This window comes from Pseudoalteromonas sp. McH1-42, from assembly GCF_022347845.1.
Classification (GTDB): domain Bacteria; phylum Pseudomonadota; class Gammaproteobacteria; order Enterobacterales; family Alteromonadaceae; genus Pseudoalteromonas; species Pseudoalteromonas rubra_D.
Genome location: NZ_JAKRFU010000025.1, coordinates 48,298 through 66,697, shown reverse-complemented (window position 1 = coordinate 66,697; position 18,400 = coordinate 48,298). Strand labels below are relative to the sequence as shown.

Annotated in this window: 19 protein-coding genes and 3 tRNA genes; 10 read left to right on the top strand and 12 right to left on the bottom strand. The window is 48.3% G+C overall.

From position 1 onward, the window contains the following. Nucleotides 1-11: 11 nt before the first annotated feature. Nucleotides 12-653, bottom strand: coding sequence for a peroxiredoxin-like family protein (locus tag MHN31_RS20015; RefSeq protein WP_239445146.1), 642 nt, complete (start codon nt 651-653; stop codon nt 12-14). Nucleotides 654-784: 131 nt separating this feature from the next. Between MHN31_RS20015 and MHN31_RS20010 the strand changes: the two genes are divergently transcribed. Next, nucleotides 785-1,405, top strand: coding sequence for a dUTP diphosphatase (locus MHN31_RS20010; RefSeq protein ID WP_010387004.1), 621 nt, complete (start codon nt 785-787; stop codon nt 1,403-1,405). Here the strand turns inward: MHN31_RS20010 and yrfG are convergent, their stop codons facing one another. Beyond that, entirely contained in the window at nt 1,406-2,062 is a 657-nt protein-coding gene (gene yrfG / locus MHN31_RS20005; RefSeq protein ID WP_125564760.1) for a GMP/IMP nucleotidase, read from the bottom strand. Nucleotides 2,063-2,123: 61 nt separating this feature from the next. On the opposite strand from yrfG, the gene nudE reads away from it, so the two are divergent. The 5 genes from nudE to MHN31_RS19980 all read left to right on the top strand — a co-directional run bounded on the left by nudE (nt 2,124) and on the right by MHN31_RS19980 (nt 4,149). Next, nucleotides 2,124-2,687: an ADP compounds hydrolase NudE gene (gene nudE / locus MHN31_RS20000; protein WP_125564758.1), complete on the top strand. Its 564-nt coding sequence runs from the start codon at nt 2,124-2,126 to the stop codon at nt 2,685-2,687. Beyond that, complete coding sequence (gene cysQ / locus MHN31_RS19995) at nt 2,687-3,484, top strand: 3'(2'),5'-bisphosphate nucleotidase CysQ (protein WP_125564756.1); 798 nt, start codon at nt 2,687-2,689, stop codon at nt 3,482-3,484. Before nudE ends, cysQ begins: the two co-directional genes overlap by 1 nt. Nucleotides 3,485-3,711: 227 nt before the next feature. Continuing rightward, nucleotides 3,712-3,788: transfer RNA gene (locus tag MHN31_RS19990), tRNA-Met, on the top strand. A gap of 136 nt (nt 3,789-3,924) precedes the next feature. After that, a tRNA-Met gene (locus MHN31_RS19985) sits at nt 3,925-4,001 on the top strand. Nucleotides 4,002-4,072: 71 nt separating this feature from the next. After that, nucleotides 4,073-4,149, top strand: a tRNA-Met gene (locus MHN31_RS19980). A 535-nt stretch (nt 4,150-4,684) separates the two neighbouring features. Here MHN31_RS19980 and MHN31_RS19975 read toward each other — a convergent pair. The 6 genes from MHN31_RS19975 to MHN31_RS19950 all read right to left on the bottom strand — a co-directional run bounded on the left by MHN31_RS19975 (nt 4,685) and on the right by MHN31_RS19950 (nt 10,292). After that, entirely contained in the window at nt 4,685-5,869 is a 1,185-nt protein-coding gene (locus MHN31_RS19975; protein ID WP_125564307.1) for a dipeptidase, read from the bottom strand. A 98-nt stretch (nt 5,870-5,967) separates the two neighbouring features. Continuing rightward, on the bottom strand, nt 5,968-6,213 hold the full coding sequence (locus tag MHN31_RS19970; protein ID WP_125564309.1) for a YheU family protein: 246 nt from the start codon (nt 6,211-6,213) through the stop codon (nt 5,968-5,970). Between the two features lie 7 nt (nt 6,214-6,220). Further along, the gene (locus tag MHN31_RS19965) at nt 6,221-7,210 is read right to left on the bottom strand and encodes a hydrolase (protein WP_125564311.1); all 990 of its coding nucleotides are present in this window, start codon (nt 7,208-7,210) and stop codon (nt 6,221-6,223) included. Nucleotides 7,211-7,673: 463 nt separating this feature from the next. Further along, on the bottom strand, nt 7,674-7,814 hold the full coding sequence (locus tag MHN31_RS19960) for a DUF3149 domain-containing protein (protein ID WP_010386996.1): 141 nt from the start codon (nt 7,812-7,814) through the stop codon (nt 7,674-7,676). Between the two features lie 118 nt (nt 7,815-7,932). Next, a complete protein-coding gene (locus tag MHN31_RS19955) occupies nt 7,933-8,376 on the bottom strand; it encodes a TIGR02444 family protein (RefSeq protein ID WP_125564313.1) in 444 nt (147 codons plus the stop codon). Continuing rightward, nucleotides 8,370-10,292 carry an ATP-binding cassette domain-containing protein gene (locus MHN31_RS19950; protein ID WP_125564315.1) on the bottom strand — a complete coding sequence of 641 codons (1,923 nt, stop codon included), beginning with the start codon at nt 10,290-10,292 and terminating at the stop codon, nt 8,370-8,372. Before MHN31_RS19950 ends, MHN31_RS19955 begins: the two co-directional genes overlap by 7 nt. Before the next feature lie 172 nt (nt 10,293-10,464). Here MHN31_RS19950 and MHN31_RS19945 point away from each other — a divergent pair, with 172 nt between their 5' ends. Further along, nucleotides 10,465-10,665, top strand: a complete 201-nt coding sequence (locus MHN31_RS19945; RefSeq protein WP_010386993.1) for a YheV family putative zinc ribbon protein — start codon at nt 10,465-10,467, stop codon at nt 10,663-10,665. A gap of 33 nt (nt 10,666-10,698) precedes the next feature. Here MHN31_RS19945 and MHN31_RS19940 read toward each other — a convergent pair whose 3' ends face one another. Next, on the bottom strand, nt 10,699-10,911 hold the full coding sequence (locus MHN31_RS19940) for a SlyX family protein (RefSeq protein WP_010386991.1): 213 nt from the start codon (nt 10,909-10,911) through the stop codon (nt 10,699-10,701). 2 nt (nt 10,912-10,913) lie between these two features. Beyond that, complete coding sequence (locus MHN31_RS19935) at nt 10,914-11,906, bottom strand: hypothetical protein (RefSeq protein WP_125564316.1); 993 nt, start codon at nt 11,904-11,906, stop codon at nt 10,914-10,916. Between the two features lie 268 nt (nt 11,907-12,174). On the opposite strand from MHN31_RS19935, the gene fkpA reads away from it, so the two are divergent. Next, nucleotides 12,175-12,951, top strand: a complete 777-nt coding sequence (gene fkpA, locus MHN31_RS19930) for an FKBP-type peptidyl-prolyl cis-trans isomerase (RefSeq protein WP_049863512.1) — start codon at nt 12,175-12,177, stop codon at nt 12,949-12,951. A 106-nt stretch (nt 12,952-13,057) separates the two neighbouring features. Here fkpA and rsd read toward each other — a convergent pair whose 3' ends face one another. Continuing rightward, nucleotides 13,058-13,531, bottom strand: coding sequence for a sigma D regulator (gene rsd, locus MHN31_RS19925; RefSeq protein ID WP_125564318.1), 474 nt, complete (start codon nt 13,529-13,531; stop codon nt 13,058-13,060). A gap of 642 nt (nt 13,532-14,173) precedes the next feature. Between rsd and hemE the strand changes: the two genes are divergently transcribed. Next, entirely contained in the window at nt 14,174-15,241 is a 1,068-nt protein-coding gene (gene hemE / locus MHN31_RS19920) for a uroporphyrinogen decarboxylase (protein ID WP_010386986.1), read from the top strand. Nucleotides 15,242-15,318: 77 nt separating this feature from the next. On the opposite strand, the gene speE is transcribed toward hemE, so the two are convergent. Continuing rightward, the gene (gene speE / locus MHN31_RS19915; protein WP_010386985.1) at nt 15,319-16,185 is read right to left on the bottom strand and encodes a polyamine aminopropyltransferase; all 867 of its coding nucleotides are present in this window, start codon (nt 16,183-16,185) and stop codon (nt 15,319-15,321) included. Between the two features lie 238 nt (nt 16,186-16,423). Here speE and speA point away from each other — a divergent pair, with 238 nt between their 5' ends. Next, the gene (gene speA / locus MHN31_RS19910) at nt 16,424-18,304 is read left to right on the top strand and encodes a biosynthetic arginine decarboxylase (RefSeq protein ID WP_239445145.1); all 1,881 of its coding nucleotides are present in this window, start codon (nt 16,424-16,426) and stop codon (nt 18,302-18,304) included. Nucleotides 18,305-18,400 lie beyond the last annotated feature (96 nt).

Below are 18,400 nucleotides of genomic sequence, written 5' to 3'. Positions count from 1 at the left end.
CCCGCTGATGATTATTTCAGATTGCTGGCGGCACGGACTGCTGCTAGCAGTACACTTTCTTCCAGACGCACTTTGTAATTGGGGTTGGCATACTGAAACTGTACCAGACCCGCTTTATCAATGACAAAAACAGCAGGTACTGGCAGTGCCACTCGGCTTTTGCCATCCAGGTCGACAAACTGCACACCCATGCGGTCGCGATAGGCTTTTACGGTTTTGTCATCAAGGTAATATGCCAGTCCCAGTGCCTGAGTTAAAGCCAGCTGGTTATCTGAGAGTAACCGGTAATTGGGTGAACTGATGGTACTTTTACTCAATGCTTGTGGGCTGTCCGGTGAAACCGCAACTATCTGTGCATCTAGCTCAACAATTTGCTTTTCAATTTTTTGTAGTCCAGCCAACTGACGAGAGCAATAGGGGCACCAGCCACCACGATACACCACCAAAACAGTGGTTTTGTCCTGATACAGCTTGCTCAGATCGATGGCCTTGGCATTGTTATCCTGCAGCGTTAAAGCAGGGGCTGTGAGGCCAGGAAGCAAGGGGGATACCTTCTCCGGGTGATCACTAATGTTAGTGGCTTGTGCAGCTGACAGAGAAAAAGACAGTAATTGCGAGACTGAGAGTGTTATCGCAAGAAGTATGGATCGCATGTAAAACCTCAAAAATGTATTTATGACTCCTAATAGAACGGGGCAGAGCAAAAAAGCTTTCATCGTGGCATTTGCACCACTGTGTGGGTATCATAGCGCTTTGACTGAATAGTGAGAGTGAGAGCCCAAATATGTCTGCGAATAGTGCAAAGCTGGTCGTGATGCTAGAGATGCAAAACGCCATGAATACCAAAGTGCATGAGCAATGGTTCAGCCAGGGGTTTGAATGGTACCGGGCCATCTGGGTTGAGTGTGCAGAAATGTTGGACCACTACGGTTGGAAGTGGTGGAAGAAACAAACCCCGGATACCGAGCAAGTGATCCTGGAGTTGGTCGACATCTTCCACTTTGGCCTGTCGCTGCGCATTGATGGTGAAACGACTTATGAGGCACTGGCAGCACAGTTGGATAGTGAGTTGTCTCAGCCTTTGTATGCCGAAGATTTTAAGGCAACGCTGGAAGTCCTTGCTGCATCGGCTGTGGCCGACAAAACCTTCAATGCCGCCGCTTTTGCAGGGTGTATGCAGCAGATTGGTATGAGCATCGACGACCTATATCGGGGATATGTGGGTAAAAACACCCTGAATTTCTTCCGCCAGGACCATGGATATAAAGATGGTAGCTACATCAAAGAGTGGCATGGCAAAGAAGACAATGAGCACCTGGTTGAAGTTGTGAAAAGCCTGGATACAGAACATCCAGACTTTGCTAAGCAGGTATATCAGGGCTTGCAAGCGCGCTACCCAGGCTGATCAGCTGATCGGTAGTAACGTGCGGTAGTCACAAATGGCCGGGTAGTCAGTGATGTCGTTGTGAGGTTGCTGGCTATCCGGATTCGCGATGGCCAGTAAATGCCCGATGCCATATTCTCTTGCTGCGGCCAACACCGCCAGACTGTCATCGACAAATAAAGTGCGGTCTTTATCAAACCCCAGATCAGCCTGAACCTGTTGCCATAGCTGCTGGCTTTCCTTACTCACCCCATAGCTGTGCGTTGAAATTAATTTATCCAGGTATTGGTCAAACTGGGTTCTTTCTACTTTAAGACTTAAGCTATCCGGGTGCGCATTGGTGAGTAAAATCAACTCTTTTCCGGCTGCTTTTAATGCTTGTAAAAATGCTGGTACATCCTCGCGAACAGAAATCAGATGCTGGATCTCGCGCTTGAGTTCCATAATGGGCAATTGAAGTTGTTGTTGCCAGTAATCCAGGCAATACCACTCAATCTGTCCCATGACAGCTTCATAGCGCGCGAGAATATCAGCCCGGGCTTGTTCGAGTGTCAGACCTTGCTTAACGGCATGGGCTTTTGGGATCACGTCGAGCCAAAAGTGATTATCAAAATGCAGGTCGAGTAACGTGCCGTCCATATCCAGCAACACAGTATCGATCTTTGACCAATTTAACATAGGCTTTTACCTGTAAAGGCTTTATGATGAGGTTAATCGCCATGATAGCAAAATAATCTCTATGTCACAGAAAAAGCACCCAATTCCCCCTGAGATAATAGCCTCTGAGGTTGTCGCAAAAAGTAAGCTCTTTACGGTTGAGTCACTGTCGCTGTCATTTTCTAATGGTGAGCGCCGTGAGTATGAACGTGTTCGTGGCGGCGGCCGGGGTGCCGTAATGATAGTGCCCATATCAGCCGAAAATGAGCTACTATTAGTGAGAGAATACTGTGCGGGGACACATGATTATCAGCTTGGCTTTCCAAAAGGGCTGATTGATCCGGGGGAAACCCCGATTGAAGCGGGAAATCGTGAGTTAAAAGAAGAAGTTGGCTTTGGCGCTCATCAATTTTGTGATTTGAAAACCTTATCACTGGCACCCAGCTACTTTAATGCCAGAATGCATATTTTAGTGGCCCAGGATTTATATCCGGAGCAATTGGCTGGTGATGAGCCTGAACCGCTGGTGGTGGTGAAGTGGCCTATGTCGCAATGGCAAGGGTTACTGAGTCAGCCTGACTTTACAGAAGCCCGTAGTGTCGCCGCGTTGTTGTTACTGCAACAGTACCTGACAACGGAGGCTTAATGCAGTCATTTTTAGAGCCCTGTATTGCGCTTGCTGAACAGGCTGGGCAAGCGATCATGGCCATCTATCAGCAAGACGACATAGGTGCGCGGGAAAAGTCAGATCATACGCCGGTGACGGCTGCCGATTTGGCTTCGAATGAAGTACTGACCGCTGGGCTTCAAGCCCTGGCCCCAGATGTACCGATCATGTCAGAAGAGACACCCATTCCCCCGCTAGAGAATCGACAACACTGGCAACGTTACTGGCTGCTGGACCCTATGGACGGTACCGGAGAGTTCATTCTTGAAAGTGGCGATTTTGCAGTCAACATAGCGTTGATTGAGAACAATCAGCCTGTGCTTGGTGTGATCCATTGGCCGGCAAAAGACGTGACCTATTTTGCTACTCATCAGGGTGGTGCGTTTAAGCGTATTGCTGGACGCGATGAGCCGATTTCTGTTGCCCCGAAAAGCACCCTGACTCTGGCTGTGAGCCGCAGGCAAAAAATTGAGGCTGTAAGTCAGTATTTAAACAGCCAGTTTGATACGGTGGCACTGGGGTCTTGTTCGCTTAAGGCGTGCATCGTGGCTGAAGGAAAGGCTGACTGCTTTTTACGGGTTGGGCCGACCGGTGAATGGGACACGGGGGCATCACAGGTGATTGTTGAAGAAGCTGGAGGCTGTATCACGGATGCTGAATTTAACCCGCTGACATACAATCAAAGAGAAAGTACAGAAAATCCCGATTTCATTGTGATGGGTCATCCCGACTGGCAGTTTCAGAAGCTGATTAATCCGCATCAGAGAGAGCAATAGCCTGGCGGTCGTTTTGGCCGCTAAGACAATAAATGTCATATTTGGGCGTTAAACTAGGGTGGTTTGACTGCTTTTTGAGCGGTTGGTGCCCTTTTCTCGATTAATACCTTGCAATATTAAATCAATTCTATATTATAGCGACCTCTTAAAGAGTTAGGGCAAATTAAGCCTCATAAAGAACTGTTTAAGTACTTCTCTCAACAGAAGTAAAACGTTGAAAATACAGGCGCGGGATGGAGCAGCCTGGTAGCTCGTCGGGCTCATAACCCGAAGGTCGTCGGTTCAAATCCGGCTCCCGCAACCACTTTTAAAGTGGTAACGTCGAACTTCGTCGGTTCGCTCTTCATAAGTCAAGGGCTCCCGCAACCACTTCCTGAGTGGTTAAATCGAATATTCGATTGTCCCTTCTCTCAGTAGAAGTAAAAAACTGAACATACAGGCGCGGGATGGAGCAGCCTGGTAGCTCGTCGGGCTCATAACCCGAAGGTCGTCGGTTCAAATCCGGCTCCCGCAACCACTTCTTGAGTGGTTAAATCGAATATTCGATTGTCTCTTCTCTCAACAGAAGTAAAACGTTGAACATACAGGCGCGGGATGGAGCAGCCTGGTAGCTCGTCGGGCTCATAACCCGAAGGTCGTCGGTTCAAATCCGGCTCCCGCAACCACTTTCTGAGTGGTAACGACGAAGGTCGTCGGTTCACTCTTCATAATTCAAAATCTCCTGTAAGTACTTTCAAGTGGCAACACCGAAGGTAGTCGGTTCATTCTTCATAATTAAAAATCTCCTGTAAGCACTTTAAAGTGGCAATACCGAAAGGTCGTCGGTTCGCTCTTCATAAATCAAGGGCTCCCGAAATCACTTCTTAAGTGGCCTTCACCGAAGGAAGTCGGTTCACTCTTCTTATTTTTCTGTAACTTTATATCTAAGCCCTCTCGTTACTACCCATTTAATATTCTATTTAATCTTATTCTCTTCCGTTTTATCTCATTACTCTGACTATCAATGCGCTTACTCAGTTTTATTACTGTCATGTCGGTGTTTCTCTGTCTGGTTTCATCAGGCTGTTTATTCGCCAATGATGATTGTTCGTATGTAGCTTTGATCTGATTTGGGGCAGTGCAAAAAGGCCGTTGATATAGGGAGCGAAATCGAGCTTAGCAGGAAGAAGGAGAAGTGGCAGGGCCACTTCTCACTGCAGGTTAAAACTGTTTTGCGTATTCTTCTGCATGACGCCACACACGCAGGGTATTGCCACCCAGTATTTTCTTGATCTGTCCTTCGGTGTAGTTGCGGTCCAACAGACCCTGTACCAGGTTAGGGTAAGTAGAGACGTCTTTTAATCCGATAGGCAATGAATCACCAACACCGTCATAATCGGAGCCAATCCCCACATGGTCGATACCAATGAGTTCTACGACATGATCAATGTGATCGAGTACTTGCTCCAAAGTGGCGTACGGGAATGGGTTTTTCGCACGGTATGCTGCTCTGAAATCGGTTTTACTTTTGCCCTGACTGGTTGCTTGCGCTTCTGCTTCATTGCGTTGGTCGTACCAACTGCGGGAGCTGGCTGTGACAAAGCTTGAACCAAAGTTAATTTGAATGACTCCGCCATTCTTTTTCAAGGCTTTGAGCATATCGTCATCCATATTGCGCTCAAATCCAGGAGTGTATTTGCGCAACGAGGAATGTGATGCAATCACGGGTACTTTAGACAGTTCCATCACTTGATAGAAGGCGGCATCTGAAATATGCGAGACATCGATCAGCATACCAATCTTATTCATTTCCACGACAAGCTTTTTACCAAATGGGCTCAGGCCTTTCCACTTACGGCGAATGTCGTACGACGAGTCAGAAATATGGTTGCTTTGTGAGTGTGCCAGAGTGATATAGCGTACACCTCTATCAAAGAAATGCTTCAGGTTGTTCATATCACCTTCAATGGGGGAGCCGTTCTCCATGCCCATTGCAACCGAGATTTTCTTTTCACGAAAATGACGAAGGATATCTTTGGTATTGTAGGCCATGGCAAATTTATCTGGTGCGCGTTGCGCCAGCGCTTCCATGCCATCTATTAGCTGGTTTGCCAGTTGGTAGCTTTTACCTTTGCCTTCAAACTCCAGGTTCGCAGGAATATATATCGACATAAAGGGGGCGTTCAGACCACCCTGCACCGCACGGGGATAATCAAAGTCGCCGCCTTTCGTGGCCTTAGTGACATCTTCCCAGTGCTCCTTGATACGATAAGGGACGTCGATGTGTGTGTCTATCAGGAGGTTCTGCTGAGCGATGCGGTGGGCGCGCTCAGATACCTTAATGTCGCTGGCGTAGGCATTCGACAAGCTTAAAGCCAGGGCGCAGAGTGTAGCGGGTAACTTCATGGATTGACCTTGTTATTCTTTGTAGTGTGTGTCGATTGTAGCAAGTTGGCGTTGATCTACAATCCATTCTGTCGGTTTGCCCGTGGGACTGACCGAAATTAGTCGTAGGTGTAATCCTCGGTCTGCATCGCCTGAAATTGGGCTTTCGAAACAATATTGACTGACTCATGCAATTCAGAATAAACCAGTAATGCTTCTCCTGACTTAAGCTGAGCATGAACCTGCTCGACTTTACGTTCCGTACTGATTTCACTGTCACCATAGTCGGTGCCTTCTCGCAGCACATAATGCTCAATTAGATTGCTTAGCGTGGCTGGATCCAGTTGCTGATATGGAATGATCATAATTTCTTTAAACTCGATGATTTAGTAGTGAATGCAAATAAGCGGGGACAATTTGCTCAAGCCAGAAAACAGGCCTGAGTGGGTTGCGACCGGCAATAAAGCCGACATGGCCCCCTTGCGGCGATACTGCCAGCGTAACCTGATCGCTGATCTGAGCCTGAGTTGGGATCGCACGGGTCGACAGCATGGGATCATCGGCTGCATGGATCAGCAAGGTCGGCGTGGCTATTTGCTTCAGATAGGGTTGCGCACTGGCTTTGGCATAGTAATCTTCTGCACCTTTAAAGCCATGTAATGGCGCAGTGATCCGCTCATCAAACTGCCATAGATCACGGATCTGCTGAATCTCATCACGGCCGATCTGAAGTGCATCTTCTATTTGATCAAACTTGCGCGAAAAAGAGCGCTTCATGCGATCAAGCAAGTATTTTTGATACAGTTTAAAACAGCTCTTGCGGATCACCTGGCAGGAGGAAGACAAGTGGTAGGGTGCAGAGATCACCGCAGCCCCATCCAGCTGGCTGTCGTGGCCTTGTTCTCCAAGGTATTTGGCCAGCACATTACCGCCCAGCGAGAATCCCACTGCGTACAAGGGACGATCAACAAAGCGTTGTTTCAAGGTTTGCAGTAAAAATGCCAGGTCGCCGGTTTCACCGCTGTGGTAGGCCCGGGCCTGACGGTTCACCTGACGTGAGCAGTTACGAAAGTGCATCAGTACGGCGTCCAATCCGGCAGTGGTCAGTGCCCGAAGCAGCCCTTTGGCATAAAAGCTATTGATGTTACCTTCAAGTCCGTGCAGTACGACAACCAGCGGAGCTTGTTGATTACCATTATTTGCCCAGGCCAGCTCTAGAAAGTCATCGTCGGGTGTCTCGAGATGCTCGTAGCGTACATTGGCTTTCAGGTTTGGCCTGAACAGACGGGGCAAAATGGTTTGCAGGTGACGGTTACGCATCCACCAGGCGGGTTGAAAGGTTAACTCTGACGGCTCTAACATGTGGTTTGTATTTCCTGTAAATACCTCTGCGACGGTGAGACTCATGTATGCACCCAGAAGAGCAATCGCATCGTGTGACGCCAATCAAAAAGCGGGGATGATGAGCCTGAAAGTGCCATCAGTGTATCAAACTGCGGGAAATAACCAAAAGAATGTTCGGGTAATACCAATTTGCTTAATTAAGTGTTCTATTTTGAGGCGAGAAAATAGGGTCGATAACCAGACAAAAATTTGTGAGCCTATGTCTAAGGTATAAGGTTCTAAATGAGAAATTTTTAACGCCGTTAGCGTCCTATTTGCTCCTTCAAATTGAACAGGTATTAAGTGAAATTGGTATAATAAAAAGCACCCGATCAGCCAGGCTGATAAGGTGCTTTGTGCGTCGTGCTTAATTCTAGAACGGGAACTAATTGCTTAACGTTTCAACAACATGTTTCGAATAACATAAAAGAGTGTCGACGATTTACTCAGGTACTTCTGCTTCTTGCACTTTCTTGATGAAGTAGTAGACGTAGAAACAACACAGTACGATTACCACGCCCAAGATGCCGAAAGAGAGAAATAACACTGGGTCAGTAAAAAAGTCTCTGAAGAATACGTTCATGTCTGTGCCTCCTGATTTGTCGATGAAGTAATCTTAGTCGAGCATGCACAGAGCAGATATGATCAAGATCAAGTTTCCGGGGGCCCTATACAGGACTCGGTAAATTGCTTGATCCCGATCATGTTTTTATGGGGATAGTGAGCCGTTGGGTGGGAGTCAGGTAGTGTGCCAGGTTATCTGGGTGTGGGTTTTGCTGTGGTGATTGCTGATTGAGGTAGTCAATCAGCATAGTTTGCTGGCACTTTTCCTGGGCCAGTTCTGCATTGAGCATGTGCTGGCGCAGCTCAGCATACGCTTCATAGTGCTGATGTTGCTGCTTTAATATGCGACGTATTTGACGCTGAGGATGCAAAACGGTGTGGTCAAATGCGTCACACAGCGCGTGCAATGCCTGAACGTGTGTGGCATGAAGTGACAGATCACGTGCGTCCAGGTACATCAACAGTAAAATCAGGTTGACGTTTTTATGATCATTATCTTGCAGCGCGAGCAGGGCATCCTGCATGCCTGCACGCGCATATTGCGTGCAGGCATAAGTCCAGAAATCTGCAGCGTCTAGCATATCTCGCCACTTTGCTCGAAATGGGTCTGTTTTTCTTCAAGCTCTTCCAGAGCCATAAGCAGCGCTTCTTCGGTGTCGTTTAGCTGTGGCGTGAGTTTAGCTTGTTGGGCCAGTAACTCACTGAGTTTCCCTTTATTTTGTTCAGAGTACAGGTCGTTGTCAGACAATGCTGTTTCAACCTCCCCAAGTGCAGCGCTGAGTTTATCGAGCTCTTTCTCCAGCTTGTCGATCGATTTTTTCAGGGGTTGTACGGCCTTGCGGAATTCCGCTTCCAGGCGCTTCTGTTCTTTGCGATTAACACTTGAGTGGGCCTTGTCTTCGTTGCTGTCTTTGCGCACGGCTTCTTTGTTGGCGTTAAGTAGCCACTGGTAGTAGGCATCCAAGTCATAGCCAAAGGCGCTCACTTCACCCTGATCAACCAGGTAATACTCATCCGCCGTATGTTTAAGCATATGGCGATCGTGCGATACGGTGACCATCGCTCCTTCAAAGCCTTGCAATGCCATCACCAGGGCATGACGCATTTCGAGATCCAGGTGGTTAGTGGGCTCATCCAGCAGCAGCAGGTTCGGTTTTTGATACACCAGCATGGCGAGCACAAGGCGTGCTTTTTCGCCCCCAGAGAAAGGTTTGACTGGCTCCAGGGCCTTGTCGCCGTTAAAGGCGAAGCCGCCCAGAAAGTCACGTAGTGACTGCTCACTCGCTTGTGGGTCGAGGCGTTGTATGTGGGTAACCGCGCTGGCAGAAAGATCGAGCGATTCCAATTGATGCTGGGCGAAATAGCCAATTTTCAGCCCCTGATGCTGGAATACCTCTCCCGCCTGAGGTGATAGCTCACCGGCAAGCAGTTTAATCAGCGTAGACTTACCTGCACCATTGCGGCCCAGCAGGGCGATACGGCTACCCGGCACCAGATTGAGTTTTATTTTGTGTAAGATAGTCACCTCACCATATCCGGCCTGAGCCTGATCTAATGTCATCAGTGGGTTAGGCATGCTATCCGGATTACTGAATTCAAAGCTAAACGGTGAATCAGCATGGGCGGGCGCCAGCTTTTCCATGCGCTCCAGGGCCTTAACCCGGCTTTGCGCTTGCTTGGCTTTACTGGCTTTGGCTTTAAACCGGGTGATAAACTGTTCCAGATGGGCAATGGTGGCTTGCTGTTTTTCGTATAATGCCTGTTGCTGCGCCATGCGCTCGGCTTTTTGGCGTTCAAACTGGGAGTAGTGGCCTTTATACACGTTGAGCTGCTGTTGATCTACGTGCCAGATTTGATCGACCACTGCATCGAGAAACTCCCGGTCGTGTGAGATCAGTACTAACGTACCTTGATAGGCTTTTAAGAAACGTTCCAGCCAGTAAACGGCGTCAAGATCGAGGTGGTTGGTTGGCTCATCCAGCAGTAACAGGTCGGCATCACGGATCAGTGCCTGGGCGAGGTTCAGGCGCATTCGCCAGCCACCAGAAAAGGCACTGACCGCATCACCCAATTGTGTATTGCTAAATCCCAGACCATGCAATAACTCACCGGCTTTGGCTTCTATTCCATAGCCGCCAACTACTTCTATCTGCTGATGCAGGCGAGCCTGCTCGGCACCGTCGCCCGACGCCTCGGCACTGTGCAGCGCACTGCGCAGTGCATAATATTCGGGGTGACCCTGTAGCACGTATTCCAGCGCACTGATAGCCAGTGCAGGCGTTTCCTGCTTTACGGATGCAATGGACCAGTCTTTCGGAATTTGCAGCTCGCCCGCATCCAGATGTAATTCTGATTTGAGCAACGCAAACAAGGAGGATTTGCCACACCCATTGGCACCGACCAGACCCACTTTGTGTTGTGGAAATAAGGTGGCGCTGGCATTTTTAAGCAGCGTTTTACCACCGCGCATAAGTTCAATATTCGAAAGCTGGATCATACCGTTACATCACTGTTTACTAATGCGCCCATCATAACACGGATCCCTACGGACACTCCAAGCGTATCAACAGCGGAGAATATAGGATAAAATAGCCAACCAGGGCGCGCAGCCCGTGATATGAATCGTCAACTGAACCGTTTACGGATCAGCTAACCTGAGGTAACTAAAGGTGAGAAAGAAAAAACGCTTTATTGCAGGGGCATCTTGTCCTGAGTGTCACGAAGCTGATGTCATGATGTTGTACAAAGAGCATGACGTGGAAAAGGTGGAATGTGTGAAGTGTGGTCACATCATGACACAGCCGAAAGAAGCTGTTCAGGCCTCAACACGTCAGTTTGAGCAGGTTATCGGGGTATTCAGGCCAGAATAACCGGAGCTCAAATGGCTTGGCTCCGTAGTCAGGCTAATAATGTGGTGGAGGCGGCTCCTGATGCTGGGGCATCATGCCCGGATCTTTGCCTTCTTTGATTTTTTCTGCCAGTAACTCAATCTGCCGCTGCATGATTGCCAGACGTGCCTGATGCGCACTCAGTTCGTTGTTTAAAATTTCTATGGTTTCGTCCTGAAATGCTACTTTGGCTTCCAGTTCGTTAATGCGATCTTCGAGGTCTGTCATGATTACTCTCTTGCAAATTGTTCTAACAGGCCGCTGGAGCTCTCTGTCAACAGGGTTTCATCATTCCCGGTAAACGCCACATCAAAGACAACAGCAGACTTAGGCCGGCTTCCCTCGCGTGGCTTGACGCGCCAGGTCGCCAGCTTTTCACCACTATCAACCTGCCACAGGGTCAGTTGTCTGTTTGGCGAGCCCGTTGCAATTAATTGCCCATCCTGATTAAAGCGCACGGCACTGAATATTTTCTGCCGCGCAATATACTGTAATTGCGCTTTGATTTCACCTGATGTGAGTTGCCAGATGCTGGCCTTTTTCATACTGTCTGCTGTAAACGCGTAACGTCCCTGGGGATCCAAGGCGACTTTAGTGACCCGGCTGGGGTGATTGAATCTATGGATAACCTGGCCAGTCCGGGTATCCCAAAAGTAAGCGCTGTAATCATTTGCGCCGGTTAACGCAAAGTGGCCATTGGGTGATAAAGCAATACTGTTAATTTTTTCTTGGTGGCCAAGGAACTCTATGCGTCTGCCGCTTTCTAAGTCGAGATGCACAACCACATTGTCGCTGCGTCCATATAAGACATAACGGCCTTCGTTGCTGATGGCGATGTCGCGAATGGTGCCTTGTTCAATCTGGTAATAACCAACATTTTGTCCATCGGACAAGCGCCAGATTGCAAAGCGATCGTTGGCTGCAGTGACGGCACTGGAGTTGTCATGGGCGATGGCCAGAGAGTGCACCAGTTCATCCGCTTGTTGCGACTGGGACCACTGATATTTTAAACCATGGGTGGTGTTATCCCATAAAACCACGCCATGTTCGATGGATGACACTAAACTGTAACGCCCATCGTGTGAAATAGCCGCGGCGAATGCACCACGTGCGGCATGTTCAACGGTCAGCAATGCATCTGAACTGTCTGTTGAACAACCAGATAACAGTGATGCGGTGATAATTAAAGCAGTTTGAGCGTTGCGCCATAAAAATTTGGGCATAAAATCGGTATTTCCTCTTAACTCCATGATTTGCACCGAGTAGACTAATGGGTAATTTGTAGAGGTCACAAAACTGATATTAGCCTATCGGTATATCAATGTCGCCGATCTCGAAATGAATTTTGCGTCAAAAAGAGAAATTTGGCTTTATGCGCTACGGATGGTAATGTGACATCCACCCTTTTTTAAGATTAATATAATTTTAACAAAGACACCCAACCAGGATAGTGATATTTGACTCTGAGCCTGGGTTTGTCGGAGAGAAAACATGAAACACACAATTAAGTTATCTTTAGTGGCTGCCTCGGTTCTGGCACTGACCGCTTGTAACCAAAAAGCAGAAGAAAAAACAGCGCAAGTTGCAGAAGTAAAGCTGGAGACTGAAGTTCAGCAGCAAGCTTATGGTATCGGTGCATCCGTTGGTAACTTCCTGCAAAAAGATATGGCAGATAAAAAAGAGCTTGGTATTGAGCTGGACCAGGCACTGATCATGCGCGGTTTTAAAGACGCACTAGATGGAAATGCAAAACTGGACGAAGCGAAAATTCGTGAAGTACTGACTGCATTGGATTCTTCTGTACGTGAAAAGCAAGCGGCGAAAGCGCAAGCTGATGCTGAGAAGAACAAAGTTGAAGGTGCTGAGTACCTGGCTGAAAACGCGAAGAAAGATGGCGTAAACGTCACTGACTCGGGTCTGCAGTATGAAGTACTGAGCGAAGGTGAAGGTAAAAAGCCAGTTGCAACTGACATCGTGAAAGTACACTACAAAGGTACTTTGCTTGACGGTTCTGAGTTCGACAGCTCTTATGCACGTAACCAGCCTGCTACTTTCCCACTGAACCAGGTTATCGCGGGTTGGACTGAAGGTCTGCAGCTGATGGCGGTTGGCTCTAAGTACAAGTTCACTATTCCTTCAGAACTGGGCTACGGTGAGCGCAACCTGGGTAAAATCCCTGCTAACTCAACCTTAGTGTTTGAAGTAGAGCTGCTGGAAATTCAGGAAGAGAAAGAGCACGGCCACGATCACGCGCACGACTCAGAGTAATGCCTGCTGATGCCTCATCTAAAGGTGAGGCAACTGAAAGCAGATATAAAAAAGGACCGTCAGGTCCTTTTTTTATATCAATTTTCGAGGTCAAGCACAGCTGATATTAATCTTCGCTGTGGTTGGCATAGAGGTTATCGATGAGCTCATCTTCGAGTGCGAAGCGTAATTCTAGGGCTTCACCGAGCTCCGACAGATCTTTGTCAAAGTTTGTCATCAGAGTTTCCGACTGCATTTCTGCATATTTGTCGTTAAAATCCAGTGCCAGGTCGGTCGTGTCAGTGATCCTAGGGTACAATGACTGAGCCAGTTTCAGGCTTTGCGGGCCCTTCTCTTTACACGCTGCGACCAGGTTGTCATAAATCTCAAAGTGTCCGGCGGACAGGTAATCCATCAGGATCTGACAAAAAGTCTGAATTTGTAGCTGATCAGGCAGTGCCCGGTCATCCTGTTCAAATGGAGACAGGCCTGCAACCTTACAATACAGCAGCAAAAGCTCCTGTCGTTCAGCTAACCAGTTGTCGATAACGCTATGGCTACCTCCCCACCTTTGTTGGGCTTGTTCTAAGCGTGACAGCATAGTTATCTCCTTAGCGGGTCATCATCTGCCCGTGGCTTGCCAAAAACATCGGCACAGTGTGACCCAAAGTGGGGTCAAAACTTGATAGTGACCACCTAAAAGCGGTGATGCCGATTATGTTTATCTGTCTTCTATAAAAAGGAAATCTGATGAAAAGGTCAACCTCTTTTTTAGCCAAGTGAGCAAATAACAGGGTGTGTCTCTGATGTAGGTGCGGGAATAACTCTTGTTTACGAGCGGATTGTATAAACTGAAGAGTGAGGCGGCTTAAAATGTTGAAAATTAGTTAAACAAAAAAGCCGCGTCAGGGGGTATTCCTGAGCGGCTATCAATGCAGTTTAGCAATAGAGCTTTATTTTTATTGGTTTTAAAGGTGTTTTTATTCTTCTTAGCGCAGCAAATTTATAGCAAGCTTTTACCCTTGTTGCAAACAGTTTAATCGGGTGTTTTTAATCTGGTTTGTAATGTGTTGAAGTAAAAGGGTTTTAATTTTATGCCGTTCGAATAAAAAGTGACCGGACCTGGGGGAGAGGATTAATCCAGATCATGCTGGTGGGAATTTGCGTGCTGTTTCAATAGTGACGTATTGAAGTTAATGATACAATCTGAGCAATTTTTACAGCATTGGAATGAAATTACGCTATGAGCGAGTTGAAAAATGATCGTTACCTGCGCGCGTTGATGAAACAACCCGTAGATGTTACGCCCGTTTGGATGATGCGTCAGGCAGGCCGCTATCTTCCTGAATACCGAGCGACCCGAGCGCAGGCCGGAGACTTTATGAGCCTGTGTAAGAACGCAGAGTTGGCATGTGAAGTTACGCTTCAGCCGTTGCGTCGTTACCCGCTTGATGCGGCGATCTTATTCAGCGATATCCTGACGATCCCGGATGCGATGGGTCTGGGCTTGTATTTTGAAACCGGTGAAGGACCTAAGTTTGAGCGTCCAATCAGCTCGCTGAGCGATGTACAAAAACTGCCTAAGCTGGACCCAACCGATGAGCTGGGTTATGTGATGAATGCTGTGAGCACCATTCGCCGTGAATTGAAAGGTGAAGTGCCACTGATCGGATTCTCTGGTTCACCCTGGACATTGGCGACTTACATGATTGAAGGCGGCAGCAGCAAGACCTTCGGCAAGATCAAGAAGATGGCCTTTGCTGAGCCTAAGACGTTGCACCTGTTACTGGATAAAGTTGCGGATTCTGTCATTGACTATCTGAATGCGCAGGTGAAAGCCGGTGCTCAGTCGCTGATGATCTTCGACTCATGGGGTGGGGTACTGAGCCCGCGTGATTACAAAGAATTCTCGTTGCAATATATGCACAAAATCGTTGACGGTCTGATCCGTGAAAATGACGGCCGTAAAGTGCCAGTTACACTCTTTACTAAAAATGGCGGCCAGTGGATTGAAGCCATTGCAGCAACGGGTTGTGACGCGGTTGGTCTGGACTGGACGATTGATATTGCGGATGCCAGACGTCGTGTTGGTGATAAAGTCGCTTTGCAGGGCAATATGGATCCGTCTATGTTGCATGGTACGCCAGAGCGTATTCGCGAAGAAGTACAGCACATTCTGTCTGGCTATGGTCAGGGGTCGGGGCATGTGTTCAACCTGGGGCATGGTATTACTCCAGATGTTGACCCGGAAAATGCCGGCGTGTTTATTAATGCAGTGCATGAGTTTAGCCGTCAGTACCATCAGGATTAACTGATAGCTTGATGTACTTAATAAAAAAACCCGGCTGTTGCCGGGTTTTTTTATGAAAAGGATACCGTGATGACCGATTAGTCCTGACTTTCAAAAGCGCGACGCATAAAACCTGGGGTTGCCAGTGCGCCTTTGTGTACGCCGGTGTTGTAATACTCAGTTTCAAAGCTGGCCTGCTCGGCATCTTGCTCACGGAAGCCGTTAAACGATTCCCCTTTACGTGCCAGTGTCGCCGACCACAAGCCGCTCGGGTAGATAGGCTGTGGGAAAGGCAGCGTTTGCAAGTCCACAAACCCCACGTCCAGCATTGCCTGACGCATGGCTTTGAGCAGGTTCATGTGCATCAGAGGAGACTCACTTTGCTGCACTAAAATACCGCCCGGGCGCAATGCTTTGAGGCAGCTGGTATAAAATGCATGGTTGAACAGGCCTTCGCCTGGGCCCACTGGATCGGTGCCATCCACAATGACCACATCGACTGATTCTGGTGCAGCATCGTGCATATACTTGATGCCATCGTCAAACATGACGGTTGCACGTGGGTCGTCATTCGAGGCACAGAGCTCTGGAAAATATTTTAGCGACATTTGCGTAACGACTTCGTCAATGTCGATTTGGGTCACGGTTTCTACATCCGGATGCTTAAGTACTTCGCGCAGTGTGCCACAATCACCACCACCAATGATCACAACATTTTTAGGGGCTGGGTGAGAAAACAAAGCCGGGTGGCTCATCATTTCATGATAGAAAAAGTTCTCCCGGGTGCTGACCATAGTACAGCCGTCAATGATCATCAGATTGCCAAAATCTGTGGTCTCATACATTTCAACATTCTGAAATGGCGACTGGATCTCGTCCAGTTTACGAGTGACGCGTAAAGAAAACGCGCTACCATCACGGTCGCTGATCTCAGTAAACCAGCGGTTTGCTTCTAAATTTGACATTGTTGCCTTCATGCAGATGTAATTTTCAGAGATTTTGCCAGCGCTTTCGCCCCAGCTCAATCTATTTTAGCGTATAAACACCGACTCGGTTAGGGACAAAATACCGCAGGTTGGCTCAGGTTGCCTGCACGACAGATAAATCATGCCTGGTTTTGCAGATGGGGTGGCAAAAGATTGTCACATCTTGGCCTTAAGTATTAAAATATGCGATCTGTAAAGCTAGTTAATTGAGATTGCCATGACCTGGGGTTTGCAAACCGCACGAGCCACTTATAATGTTACGCACTGGAGTGAAGGGTATTTTGACATCAATGATCAGGGGGAGTTAGTCGCCTATCCCGATGGTGATCGCGCAAAGCCGGCCATTTCTCTGGTTGAATTAACCGAGCGCTTTAAAGAGCAAGGCCTGACCTTGCCGGTGCTGGTGCGTTTTACCGATATTCTAAATAGTCGCGTTGAAACCATGACACAGGCTTTTTCACATGCGACAGCTGCAAAATCCTATCAGGGGCAGTATACCTGTGTTTACCCCATCAAAGTGAATCAACAGCGCTCTGTGGTGAGCAAATTACTGGCACACCCGAGTGGCTTGGTTGGACTGGAAGCGGGCTCTAAGCCCGAGCTTATGGCGATTTTAGGGATTGCCAAAGACCCCATCACCATAGTGTGTAATGGCTACAAAGACAGCGAGTTTTTGCGTTTGGCGATGATAGGCCAGGCCATGGGACATAAAGTGCACATCGTTATTGAGAAGCTGTCTGAGCTGGATACTTTGCTTAAGGAGATCTCCGTGTTGGGCATTGAGCCTACCATAGGTATTCGTATCCGTCTGAACTCCATTGGCAAAGGGAAATGGCAAAACACCGGCGGTGAAAAAGGCAAATTTGGTCTGACAGCCAGTCAGGTACTGAGTGTGGTAGACAAGCTAACCGCTCAGGGCAAACTGCATCTGATGCAGCTGGTGCATTTTCATATTGGCTCGCAGATCGCCAACATCCGTGATATTCAACGCGCACTGCGTGAATGCGCCCGTCATTATGCGGAGCTGTCACAGTTGGGTGTACCACTAAAAACAGTAGATGTAGGTGGTGGCCTAGGGGTGGATTACGAAGGATCAGGCTCTCGCAGTGCGTGCTCAATGAACTACACAGTGGCTGAATACGCCCGTAATGTGGTAGGGGCTTTTGCCGAAGTAGCTGAGCAGCATGGACTGCGTCACCCCGATATTATTACTGAATCTGGCCGGGCACTGACTGCACACCATGCTGTACTGATCACCGACGTGATTGATGTAGAGCAAGCGCCTTTTCAGACCACGCCGAGCGCCCCAACGTCCTCTGCACACCATATCCAGCAGGAGTTATGGTTGTCACTGCAACGACTGACACCCAGGCTCGCAATAGAAACCTATCATGATGCGATGCATCTGTTTGGTGATGGTCATGATCAATATGTCCATGGTCTGATAGACATGCAGCAGTGGGCGCAAATTGAGCAACTTTATTTTACCACCCTGCAACGAGTCCGAGAGTGCCTGAATGTGCATTCGCGTTCTCACCGCGAGGTGTTGGATGAGCTCAATGAAAAACTGGCCGATAAGTTGTTTGTGAATTTCTCGCTATTCCAGTCTCTGCCAGATGTTTGGGGGATCCAGCAACTGTTTCCGGTGATGCCCATTGCGGCATTGGATCAGCCGTTGACTCAGCGTGCGGTGATCCAGGATATCACGTGTGATTCAGATGGGCAGATCCGAGAATATGTAGAAGGTGCAGGGATTGAGTCCAGCTTGCCTATTCCGCCTTATCAGCCGGGTGAGCAATATCATATTGCGATGTTCATGGTGGGCGCCTATCAGGAAATTCTTGGCGATTTACATAACCTGTTTGGCGATACGGATTCGGTTCACGTTGAACTCACTCAGACAGGGTATGAGTTGAGCAATGCCATTAAAGGTGACAGCGTTGAGGACGTGCTGAGGTTTGTTCATTATGACAAAGCGGCGCTGGCGGAAAACTTTACCACGCAAATCTCCGCTCTTGAGGTTGATGAAGCAACGAAAGCCGATTACCTGGCCCAGTTACACGCCGGACTTAGCGGCTATACCTATTTTGAAGATTGAGTTTGAATCGATCTGCAAGTCAGCGCGGGCTGCCTAGCGATGCTTGGCAGCCAAGGCCTCGGTATGATGTAATAGGGCCAGTTCGTTATTCTAATC

Bases quoted from the DNA above. Each gene is read 5' to 3' on its own strand.
- MHN31_RS20015 (WP_239445146.1), bottom strand. From the start codon at position 653: ATGCGATCCATACTTCTTGCGATAACACTCTCAGTCTCGCAATTACTG.
- MHN31_RS20010 (WP_010387004.1), top strand. From the start codon at position 785: ATGTCTGCGAATAGTGCAAAGCTGGTCGTGATGCTAGAGATGCAAAAC.
- yrfG (WP_125564760.1), bottom strand. From the start codon at position 2,062: ATGTTAAATTGGTCAAAGATCGATACTGTGTTGCTGGATATGGACGGC.
- nudE (WP_125564758.1), top strand. From the start codon at position 2,124: ATGTCACAGAAAAAGCACCCAATTCCCCCTGAGATAATAGCCTCTGAG.
- cysQ (WP_125564756.1), top strand. From the start codon at position 2,687: ATGCAGTCATTTTTAGAGCCCTGTATTGCGCTTGCTGAACAGGCTGGG.
- MHN31_RS19975 (WP_125564307.1), bottom strand. From the start codon at position 5,869: ATGAAGTTACCCGCTACACTCTGCGCCCTGGCTTTAAGCTTGTCGAAT.
- MHN31_RS19970 (WP_125564309.1), bottom strand. From the start codon at position 6,213: ATGATCATTCCATATCAGCAACTGGATCCAGCCACGCTAAGCAATCTA.
- MHN31_RS19965 (WP_125564311.1), bottom strand. From the start codon at position 7,210: ATGTTAGAGCCGTCAGAGTTAACCTTTCAACCCGCCTGGTGGATGCGT.
- MHN31_RS19960 (WP_010386996.1), bottom strand. From the start codon at position 7,814: ATGAACGTATTCTTCAGAGACTTTTTTACTGACCCAGTGTTATTTCTC.
- MHN31_RS19955 (WP_125564313.1), bottom strand. From the start codon at position 8,376: ATGCTAGACGCTGCAGATTTCTGGACTTATGCCTGCACGCAATATGCG.
- MHN31_RS19950 (WP_125564315.1), bottom strand. From the start codon at position 10,292: ATGATCCAGCTTTCGAATATTGAACTTATGCGCGGTGGTAAAACGCTG.
- MHN31_RS19940 (WP_010386991.1), bottom strand. From the start codon at position 10,911: ATGACAGACCTCGAAGATCGCATTAACGAACTGGAAGCCAAAGTAGCA.
- MHN31_RS19935 (WP_125564316.1), bottom strand. From the start codon at position 11,906: ATGCCCAAATTTTTATGGCGCAACGCTCAAACTGCTTTAATTATCACC.
- fkpA (WP_049863512.1), top strand. From the start codon at position 12,175: ATGAAACACACAATTAAGTTATCTTTAGTGGCTGCCTCGGTTCTGGCA.
- rsd (WP_125564318.1), bottom strand. From the start codon at position 13,531: ATGCTGTCACGCTTAGAACAAGCCCAACAAAGGTGGGGAGGTAGCCAT.
- hemE (WP_010386986.1), top strand. From the start codon at position 14,174: ATGAGCGAGTTGAAAAATGATCGTTACCTGCGCGCGTTGATGAAACAA.
- speE (WP_010386985.1), bottom strand. From the start codon at position 16,185: ATGTCAAATTTAGAAGCAAACCGCTGGTTTACTGAGATCAGCGACCGT.
- speA (WP_239445145.1), top strand. From the start codon at position 16,424: ATGACCTGGGGTTTGCAAACCGCACGAGCCACTTATAATGTTACGCAC.